This window comes from Taibaiella soli (assembly GCF_003236175.1).
Lineage (GTDB): Bacteria > Bacteroidota > Bacteroidia > Chitinophagales > Chitinophagaceae > QKTW01.
In genome coordinates, this window is record NZ_QKTW01000032.1 from 1 (window position 1) to 20440 (window position 20440).

Consider the following 20440-nt stretch of genomic DNA (forward strand, 5'->3'; position numbering starts at 1 on the left):
CGACGTGTTGATTGTTCTGAGGCTATGATAAAAATTGTCTTTATCAAAATCATGCTTAAAAGATTAACTACTTCTTTTTAAACACCCTCTCAGTGTGACAAAGAATGGGCGGTTTTAGGTTTTAGGCTTTAGGCTTTCAGCGTTATGCTTTCAGCTTAAAATTTAAAATTGTAGGTAACGCTAGGTAAAATCGGGAAGATACTTACCTGCATTACTTTCGCCTGAATGCCTTTGGTGGCATTGCCTCTTGTATCTACGTAAAGGAAATACGGATTGTAGCGATTATAAACATTATAGATCGAAAAGTTCCAACTGCCCTGCCATTTGTGTTTTTTCTTATGTTGCGGTGTTAGATTGGCAGAGATATCCAACCTGTGATATGGCGGCAACCGATAAGCATTGATAGAACTGAATTGCTGGATTAACTGCTGCTCGATGAAATAATAATTGGTTGGCAAGGTGATAGCATTCCCCGAACCATAAACGAAAACAGCGGAGAATGTCCAGCGTTTGCTATGTTCGTAAGAAGCAACTACCGAGAGATCATGGCGGCGATCATACTTAGCCGGGAACGGCTCGCCATTGTTTAGATCCGGGAATTTACGGTAGGTCCAGGAAAGGGTGTAACCAATCCAGCCGGTGAATTTTCCCTTTGTTTTATTAATGAAAAACTCTGCACCATATGCTTGTCCGGTACCGAATACAAAATCCAGTTCTTCATCGGTCAGATTGTTGGGTGTATAACCGTCGCGAAATTCAATCTGATTGTTCATCTTCTTGTAATACAATTCTACTGAAGTTTCCAGTTTGTTTTCAAAGAAGTTGCGGAAATAGCCCAGCGAATATTGCCATGCTTCCTGTGGTCTTGTAATATAAGTACTCGGAACCCAGGTATCGGTCGGAAGGGTGGTGCCGTTGTTGGTTACCAGGTGAATGTACTGGTAGGTTTTTGTGATGGATGCTTTCATTGATGATTGCTCGTCGAGCAGCAAACGCACGTTCAGTCTCGGTTCAAAACCGCCGTATTGTTTTACGATATCACTGGCGCCGTAAAAGCTGCTATCCGTTTTATCGCGGTTCTGATCATAATCGTATTTCCAGTAAGGGCCTACCTGGGCAAACCAGCTATAACGAAGTCCTGCATTAACCCGGATTTTCGGACCAAGGTCAAATTCATCCTGCACATAAGCTGCGGCTTCGTGTGCGTATTTGATAAAAGGATTTTGCGGATCGAACGACACGGTATCGCTTTTGCCGGAAACGGTATTAGGTGTAAATGTGTGATAAATATAGAGCAAGCCCGTTTTGAAATGGTGGTTGAATGGTGTGAAATAATCCAGGTCCATTTTTCCATTCCAGTCACGGATGCCGGAAGAAAGTTTTACCGCAAAACTGTTTTGTTCGCCGGAGAATGAAAATTTGTAATCGTTGAATACCGCGGTTGTATTCAAAAATACACGGTCGCTAAAAAGGTGGTTCCAGCGTAGCGTAGCAGTGCTATTTCCCCAAGGGATTTTTACATTAAATGATTCGTCAGCGTTGTTAAATATAAACTGATCACGACCAAAATAACCGCTTAGATACAACCTGTCTTTCTTCGTCAAGTTGTAATTAGCTTTGATATTGACATCGTAGAAATAATAGCCGGAGCCATATAGACTGCTGCTTCTTGGTGTAAATGGCTTTACCAGCAGATCAATATAAGTGCGGCGGGCAGCAATCATAAAGGAACCTTTGTTCTTATCAATCGGGCCTTGTATCGTAAACCGGGAAGCGATCAAACCAATTCCGCCTTCACCGTGAAACTGTTTCATATCGCCGTCTTTCATCGACACATCTACCACAGAAGATAAACGGCCACCGTAACTGGCCGGCATACCGCCTTTAATCAGATTCACACTTTTGATCGCATCAGAATTAAAAACAGAAAAGAAACCAAATAAGTGACCACTATTGTAAACCACAGCATCATCAAGTAAAATCAGGTTTTGATCCGGACCGCCTCCGCGTACGTAAAAGCCAGAGTTGCCTTCACCGGCTGATTGAACGCCGGGCATCAACTGCAAGGTTTTCAGGATGTCAGATTCTCCGAAGATCACTGGTAAAGTTTTTACTTTATCCATCGGCAGCGACATCGTTCCTACTTCCGTTCCTTTTACGTTTTGATCCTTGCGCGTGGTGGTCACTTCCACTTCCTTAATGATGGTCTGATTTTGGAGTTCGGCGTTATAGGTTGTGCTTTCAATCAAATTCATATTAACCGAAAGCGATCCATAGCCGACATAAGAAAAAATAACGGTGTAGCTGCCTGCAGGAAGAGAAACAGAATAGAAGCCGTAATTGTTGGCCTGCACACCGATTTCGAGCTCTTTGATGAAAACGTTGGCATTAATGAGTGTCTCTCCGCTTTGTGCGTCTTTCATATAACCGCTGAGGGTGATTTTTTTCTGTGCAGCAGCGGGTACAATCCAAACAAAACAACAAACCAGAAGTAAAGACAACCATTTGTTTTTGGCCAACAAAGTCATAGTGAAAACTTGTAATGAATTTACACTAATTTTCTGGTGATTGGGCAATGCTGAATAGGGAATTTTTTAGGAGATAACCTGGGAATAGTCAACAGCGAAACAATGTCATTTTCCAGAGCTTTTGCTTTCACGTATTTGTTGCGGGAGCTGCGAGAATAAGAGGAATTGCGCCAGGTGGAATCTTTGGAAATTTCAGACCACACGGGTATTCATCATTGACCATTCACGTTTTATTTTTGACGTTTCACAAACAATCAGCGATCTAAAATACTCCGCAGAGTTTCTTCTCGCTTCTTCTAAAACGGTAGCCGACTTCCAGGTGGAGACTCTGGACATTTACAGAAGCGTTGGGGATGAGCATTACACCGCTGGTAGCGGTTTGTCCGCGGTAATTACAAAGCACATAATAATCCGGGCAGTTGTAACTGAAATTTAACCCCCAGCTCAGGCCTCTGACAAATGTAAACGCGGGCAAATCCTTTTTGTCTCCTTCTGTACGTAATATGGTATGGTCGGTACCTACGAGCGCGCTGAATGCCGGATTGCAACTCCATTTTCCGCCGCTCCAGACGAAATTGTAACTGTAGCCGATGTTTCCAACCAGCGCCATCCGATGCGTAGAAAATTTTCCTATCGCAACATTAATGGGAACTACATTTCCGGAGTCTGTTTTGGATGTGTATCCGGAATTGAGCACCGCGCTGTCTTTGGAACGAAGTATCTGGTATGAACTTGTGACGGATGCTATAACGCTTCCTGCCGAGCGTGTCTGCAATTCATAACATTGGTTGGCGGCCCGGTATGAAAACCGTTTGTAATTAAAAAAATAAGAAAACGTTCCGCTGTAGTTTCTGTATGAGATATTGCCCAGCTGATGAAGCGGTCTGAAAACATCGTTGGAATCAGGGGACAAATAGAGCAGCCCGTTGATTTTGGTGAACGAACCTTCAATTCCATAGTTGCGCGCATTCTTGGCGAGCCCGAGATGCGCACTTCTGGCATTGTTGCTTTTGTCACGCAGCGTTGACGGGAGCAGAACACTATACTCCGCTATCAGATAACCGTAAATAAAACCACCGCCGATAGTGAGCCCGGTGTTGGAAACGAGTTGTGGTTTTATGGTCTGATCCGGAGATACTTTTAATGGGGCAAGCGTAAATGTTGTCGATACGGCTGAAGCATCAATCCATACAGATTCAGCTTTGGCATAAGTCTTGATTCTATTGGTATCTCTGGAGAGCCAGCTTTGTGAAAGGAAATTTATTTCTGCATGAAGAGGAGAGATGCCCAGCAGCAAAACAAACAGCAGTAACAGCTTTAAATGATCAACAAAACGGTAACTAAACACTTGCGCTATTTTTCAACAATTTTTGGGCAACTCAAGAGCCATTTTAAAATGGAAAATAGTGAAAAGGAACGGACGCAAAAATAAGCGATAAAAGTTAAATATAATAAGTTAAAATAAAACAGCGCCTCCAAAACTTTGAAGACGCCGAGTTAGATATTCTTTAAAATTCAAATACCAGCGGTCGAAAAAGCCACCGCAACTATTTGATGGTTTGATTTGTGATTTATTTCAGAGAATCACGGTTCTCGCCACATTCCAGCATTTTCTTGCCGAAATACGGATTCTTGATTTCCTCTTCGTTGCTCAGCCAGTATGCGCCTTTGTCATCAAATGCCATCGGGCAGAACTGACGATATACATGTGCATTTTTCAGGTCTGCGTTTTTCAGTACTGCAAACATCGCATCGCTGATTTTTTCAAAAGAAGCACGTTTTTTGTCGATGTTTTCATTCTTTTTGGCATCAGAAAGATTAGCGCTGAACGTTTTCATGGTATCCAGATAAGGCTGCATCGCAGTAGCGTGTGCAGCATCAGCTTTCAGATAAGCGGCCATTGAATCTACACTTACATTCAGTTTTTTCGCAGCTTCGTCGGCTTTTGCGGCATCCGTAGCTACAAAGGCATCTTTCAGTGAGTAGTAATCTGTAACAACAGTCATCAGTTTGCCGGTACCCGCTTCAGAAAGCTGGCTGGTCACTTTTTGTTCTTCCTGTTTAGGCGCTTCAGTAGCAGTCGAAGCTGTTTTGTCGCTGGAAGCATTATTACAGCTCGCAATCGTAAAAGTTCCGGCGGCAAGCAGTATCCATAATTTGCGCATGAAAATCGTTTTTGGGAGACGCGAAGTTAGTTAATACCGTAATAAGTTAACAAGTTGATAGGTTGAAACGTTAAAATGTAGCCTCATCCGTTTAATGCAACCGTTATCACTGTCAGCTGTCGATTGAGATATAGTTTCGTTAAAGTTGTTTTTGCGAGTTATAGGTGATGATATATCCATATACATTGCAACACTAACAAAAAAGCAAATGAAATCCGCGCTCTGTGTCTTGCTTTCTGCCTTCATGGCGACCCTTTATCCGCTACACGCATCTGCTTCACTCGCCGGCCACGGAGGACATGGCGGCGGTCATGGTGGCCACGGCTGCCACGCTTCTGGACATTCGTCAGGACACTCCTCTGGTGGACACGCATCAGGGCATTCTTCGGGTCATTTTTCAGGTCATGGTGTACATTCTAGTGGCGGAACGGGTTACGCGCCCACAACAAACCCCTGGCAGGCATTTAAGGAGGAACGCCGACTAGAAGCGCCATTAAAAGGAGTTCCGGAAATAAACGGAAGTATTGGAACGCCAACGCCGATTATCGTCCCCGACATGAGTTTGCGAATGACATCGCCTGTTTTGTTTGGCACTTTCAGATATCATTTTTCCAAAGCCTGGGCAATTGATCTGACGGCTGGTACGCAGACCTATTGGGGAAAGGACACTTGTTTTTGTTCTACACCTAATGAAAACGGACAGGTTTTCGATTATAAGGTTACTGCCTACAGTCTGCAAACGGGCGTTACCTGGATTGCCTACAGTCTCCGCAAATGGCAGATTTATACGAGCTTGCTTTTCGGTGCTACTTACTTTACGGAAGCCGATGATTATGCGGATGGCACGAGGTCCTGGATTGATGGCTACCGTTTTTCGGTGCAGTACACTTTAGTGGGGCTCAGGTATGGCCGCGATCTGGGCGTATTCGGAGAGTGGGGCGTAGGCACGAAAGGTCTTTTTAACGGTGGTCTTTCCTGGCAGATGCAGCCACATAAGCACATACACGGTGTATAGGTTAATTCGTTAGAGGGTTAATAGGTCAATGTTGCAGGCTATAAGTTTTATGTTATAGGTGGTCGCGTTTGCGGGCATTTTTAACTGTCCGTTGTCCATTGTCAATTGTAACTTATTTAACCATTTACCAATTTAACCTTTTGCCCAATTAACGTACCTTTGCGGCCTTATGTTGATTTCCTTACAGAACATTTCTTTTTCTTTCGGTGCCAGACCCATGTTGGAAGATGCCAGCTGGCAGATTGGTACAGGTGAACGTATCGGCCTGGTGGGTGTAAACGGCGCCGGAAAATCTACCTTACTGCGTTTAATTACAGGAGCTTATAAAGTTGATAGCGGTGTTATTAATAAACCGAAAGATGTAACGATCGGTTTCTTTAACCAGGACTTGTTGAGTTTCTCTACTGACAATTCTATTCTGAGTGTGGGTATGGGCGCTTTTGAACGTGCACAGGAGATAGAAATAGATATGAACCGCATTTTGCATGAACTGGAATCTAAACCAGATGATGCGGATCTCCTCGACGAATACAGCCATGCGTTGCATGATTTTGAAGTTGCAGGAGGGTATGAAATGGAACATAAAGCGGCAGAAGTATTAGAAGGACTTGGTTTTTCTACCGCCGATCTGCAACGTCCGTACAATCAGTTTAGCGGTGGCTGGCGGATGCGTGTGCTGCTGGCTAAAATGATGCTTCAGGCGCCGGATCTGTTGTTGCTCGATGAACCTACCAACCACTTGGATCTTCCGTCGATCGAATGGCTAGAAAGATACCTGCAGGGCTATCCGGGTAGCGTAGTAATCGTTTCGCACGATCGTTATTTCCTGGACCGTATGGTGACGAAAATTGTAGAAGTATGGCAGCGTGATCTGGTTCCATATAGCGGTAACTATTCTTTCTTCGAGAAAGAAAAAGTAGAACGTATGGAACTGCAACAGCGCGCTTACGAAAATCAGCAAGATTATATCCGTCAGCAGGAACGTTTTATTGAGCGTTTCCGTGCGCAGGCTACCAAGGCAGCACAGGCACAAAGCGCCCTCAAACGACTGGATAAACTGGACCGTATTGAAGCGCCGGATGGCAGTGTGCCGGTGATGAATATCAACTTTGACGTAGCCGTACAACCAGGTAAGATCATTTGTACACTGAAGGATGTTTCTAAAAGTTTTGGCGATCTGCAGATTCTGAATCATGCCAACGCCGAAATTATACGTGGTGATAAAATTGCACTGATCGGTGCGAACGGTAAGGGTAAATCTACTTTGCTCCGTATCATCGCTGACCGTGAAACATTTGACGGGGAACGCAAAGGTGGTCACAATGTGGAAGAAAGCTTCTATGCACAGCACCAGTTGGAAGCGTTGAACGTAGAAAATGAAATCCTGGACGAACTGAAATCTGCCGGCACTGGCAAAACGGAGCTGGAACTGCGTCAGCTGCTGGGTTGTTTCTTATTTAGCGGTGATAACGTTTTCAAAAAAATCAAAGTGCTTTCTGGTGGTGAAAAAGCGCGCGTAGCGCTGGCTAAGGTAATTGCTGCTAAAGGCAACTTCCTGATGCTCGATGAACCGACCAACCACCTGGACATGCATTCGGTAGAAATGCTGATCGATGCATTGAATAAATATCAGGGTACACTCATCTTCGTATCGCACGATCGTTATTTCGTAAGTAAAACGGTTAATAAAATCTGGGAAATCATCGACGGTGAGATCAAAGAATTTATTGGCAGTTACGATGAATGGGTCGTTTATAAAAAAGAGCGTGCAGAACGCGAGGCTTTAGAAGCTAAAAATGCGGCACCGAAACCTGTCGAAAAAAAAGTAGAGGTTAAGAAAACGGTTTCGCTGAGTGAAAACGAACAACGTAATCTGCGTAAAGAGCATCAGAATAAAACCAAAGCGCTGGAGCGTCTGGAGGGTGACCTGAAAAAACTGAATGAAGAAAAAACGTTGATAGAAGGCAAACTTGGAGATCCTGCGGTGTACAGCAATAAGGACGAATTCAAAAAGCTCGACGACCAGTACAAGCAACTGACAGCAAAACTGGAAACAATAAATACGCAATACGACAAGACTTTTGAAGAAGCGATGGAATTGGAAGAGAAGCTGGGGTAATTCTCAATTGACAATGGACAGTTGCTCGGATTTGGTAAGTTTCCCGCAAAGATGCATAAGAAGCAAAGGCGCTAACTCATTTTATAACTAAAGGGATTTTCACTGGCAATGACATGAGCACCCACGCGGATCATCACGACGAGGACCATATGGACGAAGTGGTGATCTGATTTCGCGCTTCATTAATAACACAAATTCGCAGTGAGGTCGCGTCGCTGTGAGAAAATAACTAAAAGGCTTTCGAAAGAAAGCCTTTTTTAATGCTCGTGCTCTGCGAGGAACGAAGGTGATACAAAACATGTGCAGATTGCTTCGCAAGCTCGCAATGACGCGAGTAACAGTGGTTATTGGTTTTAATGTCATCCGGACAAAGCAGGGATTCCGCGGAATAAGTGCCCCTTTATGCGGGACGTCTCCTAATCTGGACGTGACAAACGCGAATAATAATTCCCTATAAAACATTAAATTCCCTTCATGAAATACCTCCTTCTGTTTTCCCTGGCATTGCTATCAATCGGTTCGGTTGCACAAAATGTAGTGCCGCATAAAGCTGCTAAAAGCACGAGGGTAATCATTCGCGAAGGAAAAGAAGTTTCTTATTGGGAGCTTGATCCGAAGGCGCCTTCACAAGAATATTATTTAAAACATCCGCACAGAAAACAACGCATTAGTTTCATTACCGACAGTGATTCTACTAGCTATCAATCCCACTATGGAAAGCAGTTTGAATTGGTTGTTGAATTGCCGGACACTGTGTATTTGTTTCTAAGCATTATTGCAGCGGAAAAGGGAAAATAAAAAATGGAACAGCCCGGTATTCACCAGCCCGTTCCATTAGCTATAATTGTCCGAACTCTTTTACTTATAAGCGATCAGCGCAGTTGCGGGCCCCGTAAGCGGCATTGTTGCCACATCTTTAAAACCTGCTTCAATTGCCCAGCGTGTAAAGTCAGCTGCAGTATAATCAAATCCTGCCGGTGTTTCAATCAGCATATTTAATGACATCAGCAAGCCAAACACATTTTGTCTGCGTTCGTCATCAATAGTATTTTCAATCACAACCAATGCGCCATCTGTTGGCAAAGCTTCAAAAGCTTTCCGGATCAACATTTTCTTATCATCGAGTCCCCAATCATGAAGAATATTACCCATTGTAATGAGGTCCGCATGGGGTAATGGATCTTTAAAAAAATCACCAGCCATAAATTGCACACGGTCTTCTACATGCCGTTTGGCAATATTTGCTTTAGCAATTGGTCCTACCTGTGGTAAATCATAAACTGTACATCTTATATCCGGATGCGCTAATGCAATCTGGATTGATAAATCACCACCTGCACCACCTACATCCATATGGGTGCCATATTCTGAAAAGTCAAACTGATTGGCAAAGAGGTTGAAATTCCCTGCCTGTATGGAACCCATGGCGCCGACAAACTCTTTCAAACGATTTTCATCTTCATAAAGTGAATCAAATATTGGCGCTCCGCCTTTGGCTACTTCGTTTTGCGGCTTACCGGTTTTCAGCGCTTCATCGAGATTGCCCCAGAATGTATACAGACGATTGTTGAGCATCTCTAACATTCCGCCCATGTAAGTGTCACGGTTTTTGTTGAGATACATGTCTGTGTCAGGTGTATTAAGATATCTGGCTTCTGGTCCGTCACCGGAGCGTGTGATAAAACCCATGGCTACAAGCGTATCCAGGAAATCTTCGAGCCCGCGCCCGTGCAATTGAAGTTCATTTTTAATGTCGGCAGCCGTTTTGCTGCAATCGCAAAGATGTGTGAATAGTTCGAAGCCGATTGCGGTCAATAATACTTTGGATGACCAAAAGGCGAAACCGGCTTGCATGATTCGAGCGGGGGTGATCTCGATCTGTTCTGAAGTTTCTGCGGTAAGCATTGGAATTGATTTTAAATGAATTAAAGAATGAATAGTCCGGAGGATAGCAACACAATGAAATAACTATTTTTTAATGCATGTTTGGAAAAACACATAGACTAAAATTAATAAATTATAATCTATTTTCCTATTTAAGCAGCTGCCAATTAGGGCTGAACGTTTAACCGTAAAATCAGTCAGTTAACTTTCCTATTATAAAAGAATTCGTTTTCTTTAATAAAAATTATCATATGAAAGGATTCGTACTTGCAGCTTTTTGTTTTTGCACTGCGACAGGTGCTTTCGCTCAGACATCCGATGCTGAGGTAGACGCGGTGGTAAATCTTTTAGCCGTTCAGAAGAAAGAGGCAATCAGCAAAATGGTTTCCGTTTCCGGGAAAGACTCGGCCGCATTTTGGAAAATCTATGATGAATATGCCAAGAAAAATGTGGCCACCGGCAAAACCCGGATCCGTTTGTATGAACAGACCGCGCATTCCTACGGCAATATGACTGCAGCCAGTGCAGATTCACTGGCGACACGTTATTTCGCGAATCGCGGTGATCAGGAAAAAACACTCGAAGAATATTATTACAAGATTAAAAAAGCAACGAATTCTGTTGTGGCATTTGAATTCTACCAATCAGAAGTGTACCTGCTTACTCAGATCAGAGCCAGTATTATGCAGCAAATACCAACCTATGGTGAAGTACAGCTGGCGGCTACTAAGAAGTAGGTAACAGTAGATAGTTGTTTGAAGGAGACAGAAATTATCACGTCTATTAACTAGAAACCAACAACTATCTTTACGGAGATGTTTGAGCAAATAGACCTGTTTACAGATAAATGCCTTTCGCTGACACCTGGCGAACGTGAATTTTTTCATTCGCTGCTCAAGTTCAAACGTGTGCGTAAACGTACCTACTTGTTGCAGGAAGGAGAAGTCTGCGATTTCGAAGCTTTTATCGTGAAAGGCTGCATCCGTACCTATTTTCTCAGTGACGACGGTACCGAAACGATTTTATCGTTTGCAATTGAAAACTGGTGGGTGAGCGATTTGTATAGCTTCACGGAACAGAAACCTTCGGACATGTTTATTGAAACATTGGAAGACTGTGAGCTGCTCATCATTGACTATAAAAGCAAAGCTGAACTGTACGAGAAAATACCAAAGTTTGAAACGCTGTTTCGCTTGCTGGTGCAACGTTCTTTGTTTGCGTTGCAGAAACGTTTTCATAGTCTGGTTTCTCAAACGGCGGAGCAACGTTATGTGGCGTTCACTGAAAAGTATCCGGAAATAGTGCAGCGTGTGCCGCAAAATCAGATTGCGCGTTATCTGGGCGTTTCTCCTGAGTTTTTGAGCAAGGTCCGCAGTACAATACTTAAGAAAAAATAAACCTGGAAAGAGTTAAAAAGTTAAAGGGTTAAAATAGGTGAACGTCACACCTTCAACGTTGCCCCTTTAACCCTTTAATAAATTAACTAATTACCTAACGAAATACCTGTTGATTCGCCCATTTGATTTCGTCGTGCGTGATCGTGTGTCCCATCTGTGAATATATTTTTTCCGTGACATCAGCGCCCATGCTTTTTAATATCCGGGTGCTTTCGTGCACGCGTTCTACTGGCACATGAAAATCAGGATCACTGCTGCCGATGAAAACAGGCATTTGTTTAAAATCTCCCTTATAGTTGTCTGCATAGATTTTATCGCCAATCAGTCCGCCTGTGAAGGCTACAGCGCCTCCATAACGATTAGCATTGCGCGCTATAAATTCCAGCGTCAGACAAGCGCCTTGTGAAAAGCCGAGAAAGAATATGTTTTCTTTCGTGATCCCTGCAGCCTCTACTTCCACGACTAATTTGCCCAGCACTTCCAATGCACTGCTCAGCCAGGGTTCGTTCTGTGCCGGTGGGGCAAGGAATGATTGTGGATACCACGTACTGCCCGTTGCCTGGGGCGCGAGCAGCGCATAGTCTGCCACGTTCAGATGGGGTGCAATGGATAGTATGTCTTCGGCATTCGCACCGCGGCCATGTATCATAATGAGCGCTTTTTTTGCGTTATCCAAAGGTTGTCCTGCCCTTACTATTTTATATTGATGCATTGTGTGGTCCTTTATTTTAATGACGGCAATATTTTTTCAATTTCTGCTCTTGCCGGTTCATATTGTTTTGGCAAACGCAGGCTGGTGCCTAATTTATCCAATGGTTCATCTACTGTAAAGCCCGGATTGTCTGTAGCGATTTCAAACAGTACGCCACCTGGTTCGCGGAAATACAAAGAGAAGAAGTAGTCACGATCAATCTTTGGCGTGATCTGCAAACCTTTGCTTAAGATTTTTTCACGGAAGGCCATCTGAATAGTATCATTCGCTACGCGAAAAGCAACGTGGTGATTAGTGCCGGCTGCATTATGTCCGCGTTGTCCATTTGGTTCGGCCAGCAGGTCTATAACATTGGCCGTAGCCATTGCATCTGTTGTGAAACGGTATCGATTACCTTCTTGTGCTTCCAGTTTATAACCGAAGATATCGGTCAATACTTTTGCCGTTGGATCAATATCTTTTAATGTAAGAGTAGTGCTGTGAAAACCTTGTGTGGCCGTATCTTTCTTGAGTTCATCCGTTTCCCAGCCAATGCGGACATCGCCGTTTTGGGGAACGATCAGGCTTAGTTGCAAACCATCGGGATCAGTAAATGAAAGATATTGATCATCGAAACGCTCGTTTATTTCCTGAAACGGAACATTATATTTTCTGAAGCGGTCTTTCCAGAATTCAAGACTGCCTTGTGGTACCGCATAACCGATTTCAGTCGCCATTCCAACACCGTTCCGGCCCTGTCCGATATTTTGCCACGGAAAGAACGTAAGAATAGTTCCAGGTGTGCCGTGTTCATCTCCGTAATAGAAATGGTAAGTACCCGGATCGTCGAAATTGACTGTTTTTTTGACCATGCGAAGGCCCAGGACTTTGGTATAAAAATTGTAATTGCGTTGGGCATCTCCGGCAATAGCCGTAATGTGATGTAGCCCTAAGATATTTTCGTTCATATTTTTGTTGTTGTATGTTGAGTTGTAGATTCTACGTTTAAAGTTTTGTGTCAGCTGAAAGCAGCGCGTATTTCGTTTTCCAGCAAACCGCTGCCGCCACCGTAATGCCGGATGATTTTTATCTGAGCATTTAATTGATTGACAGTTGATACCAGTGTTTGTTCTTCTGCCTGCGATACGCCTGCGCAAAGCAAAATGGCATCGAATGGTTCGTTTTTCAGTAGTTGCTGTGCATCCAAAATAGAAAGTGCGATGGTCCCAGTCCAGCCCGAATGGCTATTGATGAGCCGTTTCAGTACTTTCATGATTTCTTCATGATAGCCCACAGCCAGTATTTTTAGTGATGATTCGTCATTCATAACGATGTATTTTAAAATTGCATTGGCACTTCTATTACCAGTAATTGCGCGTTTTCACTATTGACTTTCCCGCTGAAATGATCGATTTCAGTAATTCCCAATCCGTCTCCGTCCGATAATTGATGTCCGTCTACTTCAATTAATTGATGTCCGTCTACTTCAATAGCTCCGGTGATGACATAGAGATAAATCCCATTGCCCTTCAAATGAACAGGATAATTAAACGTCTGATGTTTTTCGAAGTTTCCGATGCTCATCCATGCATTTTGTTGTATCGCAGAAATTGTTTCGGAGGCTTGCGGTGCGATAAAAGCTTCGAAATGACTTCTGCCTTTTTCAGTTGGAAGCGCAACCTCCTGGTATCGCGGTGAAGTATTTAGCTCGTTGGGATAAATCCAGATTTGAAGGAATCGTGTTTCCCCATCAGGCTCGTTGTTGTACTCACTGTGGAAAACACCACTGCCGGTACTCATGATCTGTGATTGACCTGCGCTAATGATTTTTTCATTGCCAAGATTGTCCTTATGTTTTAAGCTGCCTGTAAGCGGAATGCTGATAATCTCCATATTGTCGTGCGGATGATTGCCGAAGCCTTTTCCTGCGACAAGGATATCGTCGTTAAACACACGCAGCGCTCCAAAGTTCATCCGTTTGGGATTGTAGTAATCTGCGAAACTGAAAGTCTTTTTACTATCGAGCCAGTCATTGTATTCATGATGGCGGCTGTCTGATTTGTGGAAGATATATTGTGCCATACCTCTTATTTACAACACAAATTTCCGAAGAGTCGGTATACTGGCGAATAATATGGGTTAAGAAAGCGACTTAATGTAGGTTAAGATTTTAAATCGCCGATGCCCCGCCCGTTGTCATACCGAGTGCAGTTGAACCATAGAGCGTTGGCCACAGCATGCATTTTTCGTAAAGGCGCTAACTTAAATTCTCTCACGACGAACGCGAAGGCGCGAAACCTCATAGCGTAACTTATTCCTGCCCGTTGTCATACCGAGTGCAGTTGAACCATAGAGCGTTGGCCACAGCATGCATTTCTCGTAAAGGCGCTAACTTAAATTCTCTCACGACGAACACGAAGGCGCGAAACCTCATAGCGTAACTGGAAATTTGTATAAGTACGCTTCTTTCTTGCCGCTTCCGCCATCCCAGCGATCATAAAGATAACAGTAACCGTTTTGTGCAAAACAATACAAAGCACTCGCACCATTATTATCATCCTTTAGCCATACACGATAGACTGTGAATTTATTTTTGTGAGACACCAATACGTGCGCCAGTGGCTGCACGCCCGCACGCACCGATTTGGTAACCACTACGGTATAGGTATTTCCATCACCGTCGGTATAGTTTACGGGAATACAATAATGGCGTATGTAACGACGGAAAGTAGCAGGAACATAATCGGTCTCTGTTGCCAGAATTTTACTAGTGTCGGCGCAGTAATTAATGAGATAATATCTGTTTGGTTTTTCGCCCGGAATATATTTGAACGCATTGCAAACAGGCGCCTCGTTTTGCACCAGCCAATTGGTAACGCTTCCTTTATGCCTAAACGCTTCGGGATCCTTTTCATTAGAGATCGGCATTAAAATCGGGTCAATTGTGTTTAATGGACTGATTTGACCATGACAGAGCACGTACCCCTTCCATGTGCGTGGGTCAAGCCGCTGTTCTTCGGAAATCGGAAGGTAAGGAGGTGCAGTTCCGAGGTACATATCGTGCCGCACTTTTGCTGCAATAGAATCGCTGTAGGATTTTCCAGTAAGCAAATACACACTATCACCGGATGTACGCACTACCTGTATTGGATCGCCGGTTAGTGAGACTTTAACGGGTGTAGCTTCCGCATCAATTACCGAAATATTATCTGTCATCTGATTGCGCTGCGCAGCGGCTTTGTATGCATCGCGGTCTGGCCTGATGGTCTGCACAAATTGAGATAACACTTGCTTTTCTTTTGGGCTGCAATTGTTACAAGACGTTTTTAACTGAATGATGATTGTATCAAGCGTGTTCGTTTTCGTTCCGGCATCGCGCACGGCAGTGGCCCAATAGTTCATTGCCCTTTCAGCGATGGCGTTGTAACCGGTAAAAAAATGCAGAAATTCCCGGGTGTGATTCAGAACGTAACCTGTGTAACGTACACTGGTTAAGCTGTCTGGGGCGTGGTTGCCCATTATCAGAAAACTGGTAGCAGTCTGAAAATAAAATGGTTTGTAAATATGCTGCGCCTGTTCCAGCGAATCGATGATACTGGAGCCTACTTTTTTAAACGCATCAGACTCTTTGCTGTGTTTTAAAAGTTCCGGCGCATCATTTCGTGTCTGTAAAGGCCAGATTGCCCAGGATTCTTTGGAGAAATAGTTTATAAACGCAGGATCGTCCCGGTAGAAAGCCATCTCCTTCATGAATAATTTCGGATCATTACCGCTGGTTTTCAGAAAAGTCTGCAACTCGGCTGTGGAGGCTGTGACATAGATGGTAGATCCTGTGTTGTAATCGCTGGATTGATCCGTGTAAACTTCGTAGGGCAATGTGTATTTCTTCGAGCGGATACATTTGTCCAGGTAATCGAGATCCATCAGGCGAATGCTCAGCGTGTCCCCACGCAGGGCAATTTTCATTATGTTGTGTGTGCCTGTTTCATATTTTGAAAGTACTTCCTGTTTTGTTGCCGCGTCATAACGAGTTTCGGTCACTTTTAGATCAGCTGCATCCGCGTAAAGCGTACCTTTCAATTTTAAAAAGCCGGTCATATAGTATTGATCCGGACCTTCTGTATGGTGTCTGATGATGTATTTATTGCTCTCGGCGGAGGTGATTTCCCAACTGTTAAAAGAGATTTTATCGGGGGTATTGTCCGAAATCCAGGAACCTTCAATGCCAGCGAGTTTTATCAGGTCTTTCAGATAATAGATCGGATTCATGATACACCCGCTGAGCGGCAGCAGGATCAGAGACAGGAGTACGAAGCAGAGCTTGTTTCGACGAGTGTAGCGCATACAAGTTCTAAGTTATGGGTTCGGGGTTGTAAATTTTAGTTGTACGTTATAAGTTTTAGGTTTTAATTCCTGAGAAGAAAATCATAGTGATAGGGTTGTCGCATCATGCGAATTGGTTTCATACATTCGTAGTTACTAAAAATAGAATCATAGTGACAGAGCAGGTTATATGGAGACTCTAGAGGTACTTCGGTTGTTATAGATTTCAAGTGGTACGTTCTAAGTTCAAGTCCGTACCGAAATTATAGTGACGAGGCCGTCTTCACAGGTGCATTGACGCTAACTCATCCGAAAGAGGAGGAACTCAGCGCGATTGTTTGTGTTTATTAACCGTATTAACTTTTTAACGTTTCAACCTATCAACGTATTAACCTTTTAAAGGCAAATCACGTGTCAGCCAACCACCTTTACCAGCTGTGGCGATTGAATAAGGCGTAATCCAGAATAATGAAAATGTATAAAGAATGCTGTATGGATACGCCCAGAATGAATCAGTCAGGTTGTGTTTTTTTGCATAAAAGAAAACCTGCACGCTGGAATAAATCAGGATAGAAACTAAAGCAGACGTCACAAACATGGCAGGATGCAGTGCCACAAAAAACAACATCAGCAACAGCGTTGGATAACATAACACCAGACGTAGCCATTGTTCCAGCAGAATAATTCTGGAGCCTACTGTAGAACCTTCACGAAACTTTCCAAAAGCAAACTGACTCATCGCAATATTCTCCCGTACGTTGCTGCGTTCCCAGCGAATAAACATCTTGTAAAGGCCTTTGTATTTTTCCGGCGTGTTGGTGTAAACGTAGGCATTGCTTTGAAACAACACATGATGTCCTTGTTTCAGGATCATATTCGTCATCGCACGATCTTCTCCGATATCAGAAGGTTTACCCATAAAAGTCTGATTGATCCATTTCGGTAAACATTCCAATACTGCATCTCTGCGATAAGCCGCCAGTGCGCCGGGCGTGCATAATACAGAACCCAATACGCTTTGTGCCGAACGCACAAATTCAAAAGTGAACGCGAAGCTTACGTTCAGCATTTTCGGAAGTACAGCTTCCCGATTCAGCACTAATACATTCCCCGCTACCGCACCGCAGTTTTTATTCACTACAAACGGGCTCGTCATATGGCGCAGTGTATCTTTTTTTACCACCGAATCACTGTCCACCGTCACAAATACGGCACCGGTACCGATTGTAAAACCATAATGCAGCGCGTGTCGCTTACCCATGTTTTTAGGTTGCTGGTGAATCGTCAAACGATCGCCCAATTGTTCTTTGGCCAGTTTGATCCAATGCCAGGTATCATCTTTACTACCGTCATCGATAGCTATAAGTTGTAATTTTTCATGTGGATAATTACTGTTCGCAAGACTCATAAGTGTATGCCAAACTAGCTTTCCCTCATTGTAAGCAGGAACGATCACTGTACAGGTTGGCAATAAATCATCGGATACAGATTCAATTGGTTTGTAGCGCAAATAAAGCGAAAGCATATAGATCAGAAAACCCAGTTGCAGTGCGATTAATGCGATACCCGTTACAATCATTGCGATACCACCAATGGAATGAGTGCGTTCAATATGCAAGGCTTCGAAATCTGGTTCTAATTGATAGATTCCGATCACCGCTGCGAGCATTATCACAAATGCGCCTGGCAATATGAGCCGTTCTGTGATTGATTTTGGCTTCTTGCTTTGTTCTGCTTTCTGCGAAGCTTCCATTGCCTGTAGCACTGCCGGGCTCGCGGCATTAATCTTATACGTGGTTGCTGGTTGTTGAAGACTTTCGTTCATTTGTTATCTCAGTTTATCTGCTGATAAGTAATCATTCCCTTCATTTTTTACACCCTTTCTTTTCATTCATATAGAAGCAGTTGGAATACTTAAATGATGAGTGTCGCAGAATAAGGGGCGAATACCGTGCCAAACCCTATTTAAGCCTGTTTCAGCGGAAAAACAGGCTTTTTGCCGGCGAATAATGCAGCAGCCTGTGGAACTTTTCTACACCAGAACCCTACAAACCTGAAGCAAATTTGAAGTCCTTAAGTTGAAAATTCAGCCGGTCAGCAGCAACTGAGATCTATGTATTATATTTAATGCCATGCCTGGGAAACTGCGTCCGCTACAACTCATTACTGTTATCTTTTTTACCGTTTCGGGTGGACCTTATGGGCTGGAGGAACTGTTGCTGCACGCAGGTGATCATGCGGCGATGTTGTTATTGCTGATTACGCCTTTGCTCTGGGATATCCCTGCTATGTTTATGGTTTTGGAATTAAATGGCATGATGCCCATAACCGGAGGCTACTATCAATGGGTAAAACATGCGCTGGGCAAAAGATGGGCTTTGTATGAAGGCTGGTGGACCTGGCTTTATACGTTTGCAGACCTTGCTATTTATCCGGTTTTGTTTGTACTGTATGCGAGCTATTTTTTTCCGATTACCGGTATCTGGAAAGTGATTGTTTGCCTCTCCATTATTTGGGCCGCTGCTGGATTGAATATCCTGGGTATTGTACCAGTGGGGCGTATGATGGTTGCGCTGAGTCTGATTGTGATTGCACCATTTCTCGTTATGTTTGGCGTGTTCGTACATCAGCATGGTGGCAGTTTTATGCTGCCGTCGCCGTCGTTGCATGGTGTCGCTTATCCTTCGCTCGGTTCGGCGATTTATATCGTTATGTGGAATTGTTTTGGCTGGGATAATGTCACGACTTATGCAGAAGAAGTTGAAAAGCCGGAACGTACTTATCTGGTCTCTGTTTTTGGAGCATTTTTATTGATGATGCTGATTTATGTTGGCGTTATTATTACCGCGCAATTATCCGGCATCGATTATAAAATTTTTGGAGAAAAGGGAATGCCCGCATTAGGCGAGATCGTTGGTGGGCCTTATCTCGGCGGTATCATTGCTATTGGAGGAATGGCCAGTGCGCTGGGCTTGTATGCTGCAAATTTATTAGCAGTTTCTCGTCTGCCGAAAGTAATGGCGGACGATGGTTTGATGCCCGCAAGACTACATGCTTTGCATCCGCGTTTTGGTACGCCGCATGTCTCAATTATCGTGTGTTCTGTCGTGATCAGCCTGATGACGTTTTGGGAATTTGGCGACCTGGTAATTATTGATGTGACCATTTATGGCGCGGGTTTATTTCTTGAATATCTATCGCTGATCAAAATGCGTATCCATGAACCAGACCGGCGCCGGCCGTTCCGGATTCCGCTATCGACGCGTTGGTTGTGTGTCCTGTTAATTTTTCCCATAGCTATATACGGTATTGCTTTGTCTGGTGTAATGGCCGCCAAAGGCAACGCACTGAAACCGGCACTGTTTGCTATCGGCTGTTTGTTGAGTGCAGAAGTAGTGTGGCGCATTTCTTCCCGTTTTCAACGTAATTGATTTTCACGCATGCCTATGCATTCTTACGCTTCGCTCAGGGCGACCCACAACGGGTTTCGGCCTCGCGGCGCACACAACTACGCAGCGTAACGCCGCATTTTCCCCATAGATTGACGCATATGCCCATTTTCAGAGGTTTGGAGCTGACGTAATTTTACTGCAACAAACAACTAAAACCGAGCATTATGAAAAAGATCAAAACCATTTACTGGATTACAACGGGACTGATCGTTGCATTTGACGGATTAATCCCCGCACTGACGTTTAATACACCGCTTGCCAGAGCTGGCATCAGTGACTTAGGTTATCCTGACTATTTCCGCATATTGCTTACTTTTTTCAAAGTAACTGGTGCACTTGTTCTGATATTGCCATTCTTCAAAGGTCGTATCAAAGAGTGGGCATACGCAGGATTCACGTTCAATTTTGTAAGTGCAATGATTTCTCACACTGTTGTAGATGGTTTTGGCGGGCAATCTATTCTTCCAATCGTTGCTTTGGCTATTCTTGCCGTATCTTATATCTGTTATCAACAAATTCAAAAAGAAGAAGTTCATGTCATTCCAAGCGTATCTAGATAATATCAAAGCCAAGACGGGCAAGACTCCGGAGGATTTTCAGAAACTGGCGGAAGCAAAAGGCTTGCTGGAGAAAGGTGCATTGAAACCAACAACTAAAGCCGGAGACATTGTACAGTGGCTGAAGGAAGATTTCGAGCTGGGTCACGGTCATGCGATGGCGATCTATGCATGGTTTAAGGGGAAAAGAGAATAAGCAAATTATGCTTTTGGTTATTAGAATACCGTCGGCGACTCACAATTCACAACTGACAACTCACAACACGTCAGATTTTCAAAAAATATTTTGTGAACTAAAAACTTAGTTTA

Annotated in this window: 18 protein-coding genes; 8 read left to right on the plus strand and 10 right to left on the minus strand. The window is 43.7% G+C overall.

Features of this window, described 5'->3' with window-relative positions; translation table 11 throughout:
* Positions 1-155: 155 nt before the first annotated feature.
* The 3 genes from DN068_RS21755 to DN068_RS21765 all read right to left on the minus strand — a co-directional run bounded on the left by DN068_RS21755 (position 156) and on the right by DN068_RS21765 (position 4693).
* Positions 156-2528, minus strand: coding sequence for a TonB-dependent receptor (locus tag DN068_RS21755; protein ID WP_111001070.1), 2373 nt, complete (start codon positions 2526-2528; stop codon positions 156-158).
* Between the two features lie 262 nt (positions 2529-2790).
* Positions 2791-3876 carry a DUF4421 family protein gene (locus tag DN068_RS21760; protein WP_165836490.1) on the minus strand — a complete coding sequence of 362 codons (1086 nt, stop codon included), beginning with the start codon at positions 3874-3876 and terminating at the stop codon, positions 2791-2793.
* 223 nt (positions 3877-4099) lie between these two features.
* Entirely contained in the window at positions 4100-4693 is a 594-nt protein-coding gene (locus DN068_RS21765) for a DUF3347 domain-containing protein (protein WP_111001072.1), read from the minus strand.
* Between the two features lie 208 nt (positions 4694-4901).
* On the opposite strand from DN068_RS21765, the gene DN068_RS21770 reads away from it, so the two are divergent.
* The 3 genes from DN068_RS21770 (at position 4902) to DN068_RS21780 (ending at position 8625) form a co-directional block, all read left to right on the plus strand.
* Positions 4902-5708: a hypothetical protein gene (locus tag DN068_RS21770; RefSeq protein ID WP_111001073.1), complete on the plus strand. Its 807-nt coding sequence runs from the start codon at positions 4902-4904 to the stop codon at positions 5706-5708.
* Positions 5709-5877: 169 nt separating this feature from the next.
* Entirely contained in the window at positions 5878-7827 is a 1950-nt protein-coding gene (locus tag DN068_RS21775; RefSeq protein WP_111001074.1) for an ABC-F family ATP-binding cassette domain-containing protein, read from the plus strand.
* 474 nt (positions 7828-8301) lie between these two features.
* A complete protein-coding gene (locus DN068_RS21780) occupies positions 8302-8625 on the plus strand; it encodes a hypothetical protein (RefSeq protein ID WP_111001075.1) in 324 nt (107 codons plus the stop codon).
* A 60-nt stretch (positions 8626-8685) separates the two neighbouring features.
* Here the strand turns inward: DN068_RS21780 and DN068_RS21785 are convergent, their stop codons facing one another.
* Positions 8686-9732, minus strand: a complete 1047-nt coding sequence (locus DN068_RS21785) for a methyltransferase (RefSeq protein WP_111001076.1) — start codon at positions 9730-9732, stop codon at positions 8686-8688.
* A gap of 230 nt (positions 9733-9962) precedes the next feature.
* Between DN068_RS21785 and DN068_RS21790 the strand changes: the two genes are divergently transcribed.
* Positions 9963-10448 (plus strand): hypothetical protein, encoded by a 486-nt coding sequence (locus tag DN068_RS21790; RefSeq protein ID WP_111001077.1) that lies wholly within the window; start codon positions 9963-9965, stop codon positions 10446-10448.
* Positions 10449-10526: 78 nt separating this feature from the next.
* Entirely contained in the window at positions 10527-11108 is a 582-nt protein-coding gene (locus DN068_RS21795) for a Crp/Fnr family transcriptional regulator (RefSeq protein ID WP_111001078.1), read from the plus strand.
* A 94-nt stretch (positions 11109-11202) separates the two neighbouring features.
* Here the strand turns inward: DN068_RS21795 and DN068_RS21800 are convergent, their stop codons facing one another.
* The 6 genes from DN068_RS21800 to DN068_RS21825 all read right to left on the minus strand — a co-directional run bounded on the left by DN068_RS21800 (position 11203) and on the right by DN068_RS21825 (position 17947).
* On the minus strand, positions 11203-11820 hold the full coding sequence (locus DN068_RS21800) for an alpha/beta hydrolase (protein ID WP_111001079.1): 618 nt from the start codon (positions 11818-11820) through the stop codon (positions 11203-11205).
* 11 nt (positions 11821-11831) lie between these two features.
* Entirely contained in the window at positions 11832-12767 is a 936-nt protein-coding gene (locus tag DN068_RS21805) for a ring-cleaving dioxygenase (protein ID WP_111001080.1), read from the minus strand.
* A gap of 50 nt (positions 12768-12817) precedes the next feature.
* Positions 12818-13126 (minus strand): response regulator receiver protein, encoded by a 309-nt coding sequence (locus DN068_RS21810; RefSeq protein WP_111001081.1) that lies wholly within the window; start codon positions 13124-13126, stop codon positions 12818-12820.
* A gap of 11 nt (positions 13127-13137) precedes the next feature.
* On the minus strand, positions 13138-13881 hold the full coding sequence (locus DN068_RS21815; protein WP_111001082.1) for a pirin family protein: 744 nt from the start codon (positions 13879-13881) through the stop codon (positions 13138-13140).
* A 348-nt stretch (positions 13882-14229) separates the two neighbouring features.
* Complete coding sequence (locus DN068_RS21820; RefSeq protein WP_111001083.1) at positions 14230-16143, minus strand: hypothetical protein; 1914 nt, start codon at positions 16141-16143, stop codon at positions 14230-14232.
* 367 nt (positions 16144-16510) lie between these two features.
* Positions 16511-17947: a glycosyltransferase gene (locus tag DN068_RS21825; RefSeq protein WP_207799095.1), complete on the minus strand. Its 1437-nt coding sequence runs from the start codon at positions 17945-17947 to the stop codon at positions 16511-16513.
* Between the two features lie 307 nt (positions 17948-18254).
* Between DN068_RS21825 and DN068_RS21830 the strand changes: the two genes are divergently transcribed.
* From DN068_RS21830 to DN068_RS21840, 3 genes are all read left to right on the plus strand, one after another.
* Positions 18255-19553 (plus strand): APC family permease, encoded by a 1299-nt coding sequence (locus DN068_RS21830; RefSeq protein ID WP_111001084.1) that lies wholly within the window; start codon positions 18255-18257, stop codon positions 19551-19553.
* 185 nt (positions 19554-19738) lie between these two features.
* Positions 19739-20134 (plus strand): DoxX family protein, encoded by a 396-nt coding sequence (locus tag DN068_RS21835; RefSeq protein WP_111001085.1) that lies wholly within the window; start codon positions 19739-19741, stop codon positions 20132-20134.
* Positions 20109-20327 carry a DUF4287 domain-containing protein gene (locus tag DN068_RS21840; RefSeq protein ID WP_111001096.1) on the plus strand — a complete coding sequence of 73 codons (219 nt, stop codon included), beginning with the start codon at positions 20109-20111 and terminating at the stop codon, positions 20325-20327. Before DN068_RS21835 ends, DN068_RS21840 begins: the two co-directional genes overlap by 26 nt.
* Positions 20328-20440 lie beyond the last annotated feature (113 nt).